At 68.9% G+C, this 1709-nt stretch carries 1 protein-coding gene; it reads right to left on the bottom strand.

Annotated elements, in window-relative coordinates; translation table 11 throughout:
* Positions 1-54: 54 nt before the first annotated feature.
* Complete coding sequence (locus ACFYX0_RS47710) at positions 55-1635, bottom strand: IS1182 family transposase (protein ID WP_388982090.1); 1581 nt, start codon at positions 1633-1635, stop codon at positions 55-57.
* Positions 1636-1709: the final 74 nt, after the last annotated feature.

The raw sequence follows: 1709 nt of genomic DNA, 5'->3' as shown, positions 1-1709 counted from the left end.
TCATGAAGATCTTGCTGAGGGGCTGCCCGGCCGTGGGCCGGGTGGCCCCTCGGTCTATGCGGTGGCTGGGTTGATCGTCCATGTGCCGCCCGTGCGGGTGAGTCCGAGGTTGATCAGTCGGCGGAGGTTGAGGGCGGCGGCTCGGGTGTGGAGCCATATGTCGTTGGCGATGGTGCGGCGGTAGCGGAGTTTGCGGTTGCCGTGGTGGACGAGCCAGGCGACGGCGCGTTCGACCGGTGGTCTCCAGCGGCGGTAGTCGGCTTGCCAGTCGGGGTCGGTGGCGGCCTGGCGGCGGGCGGCCGCAAGCAGGTCGTGGTGGGGGCGGATGGTCAGGATGCGTCCGGCCTTGGCCTTGGTGCACCGCTCGCGCAGGGGGCATGCGGTGCACAGGTTCCCGAAGGCGGCCTTGCGCTGGTTGTGCTGTCCGCCGGGGTCCGACAGGGGGACGGTGTGGCCGGCGGGGCAGGTCACCGTGGCGGCGGCGGTGTCGATACGGAAGTCGTCCAAGGTGAAGCCCGCGGGGACGGCGGGCCGGAGCGGGGCGGGTTTGAAGAACAACCGGTGGCCTGCTGCTTCGAGGGTCTGGCGGGCCTCGCCGGTGGAGTAGGCGGTGTCACCGAAGGCGTCCACCGGCCCGTCTTCCTCTGCGAGCAGGTCCACACCGACGGTGGCCTCGTGGTGCTCGGGCCCGACGCCGGGAGTCAGGGCCACAGCGGTGTATAACGCGGTCTCTGGCTCGATGGCCAGGTGGGCTTTGTATCCGTCCTGCTGGTGGCTGCGGGTCTTGTGGATGTGCCGGGCTTCGGTATCGACGGTGGAGACCATCCGGTCATAGGCGGTGCCCAGGGTGATGCGCCAGCGCCCGTCGCGGCCGTCGGAGTCCTCGGCAGGTTCGACGTCCTGTCCGGCAACCAGGGCCAGGATGCCGACTGCGTTCGCTGCTTTCTCGCCCAGTTCCTGCTCGGGCAGATGCCCGAGCAGCCTGAGTGCGTCGCCTACCAGGGCGTCGACGAGGGCGGCGCGGGCCTGCTCGTCGTTCCAGGCGATCCTTGGTTTGCCGGGGTCGCTGTAGTCATGCGCGGTGCACTGCACCGCTGCCACCTGGTCGGCTCCCGGGACTTCCCGGATGACCGCGCGGACGGCGGCGATGAGCTGGGTGACGGTGTCCTGGGTGGCGACTGCGTCGTCCAGAACGGTGGAGTCCAGCGCTCGCCGGTGCTTGCCCTTGAGGACACCGGTGGCCTTCACGACCTCCCGTACTGCTTCGAACACCCGGTTCGGCCGGGCAGAACGGGAAAGGCGGCGGCGGAAGTAGGCCAGCAAAGACGGGTCGAACGCCATGTCGTTGAGACCGAGCCCGCAGGCGGCCTTCCACCGCAGGTCACACCGCAGTTCCTGCACTGTCTCGAAGTCCGACAGCCCATGCAGGGCCTGCAGCGTGATCGCTGCGGCCAGGATCTGGGGCGGCATACTCGGCCGCCCGTTCGCCGAGGGGTACATGTCCGCGAACATCTCCGCCGGAAACAGCGCACCACGATGCTCGGCCAGGAACGCGAACACACCTCCCGCCGGGATCAACTCCCGACAGGTCTCCCACACATCCGGCCCGACCGTCTCCCCGGCCCATTCCCCCATCACCACAACAAAGAGTCTGGCCCCACCGCTCACGCGGCGGGGCCAGAACCCCAAGATCTTCATGACTCTTCTAG

Source organism: Streptomyces sp. NPDC002573 (genome assembly GCF_042889625.1).
Classification (GTDB): Bacteria; Actinomycetota; Actinomycetes; order Streptomycetales; family Streptomycetaceae; genus Streptomyces; species Streptomyces gibsoniae.
The sequence above is the reverse complement of the archived record's forward strand: the minus strand, read 5'-3'. Positions and strand labels throughout refer to the sequence as shown.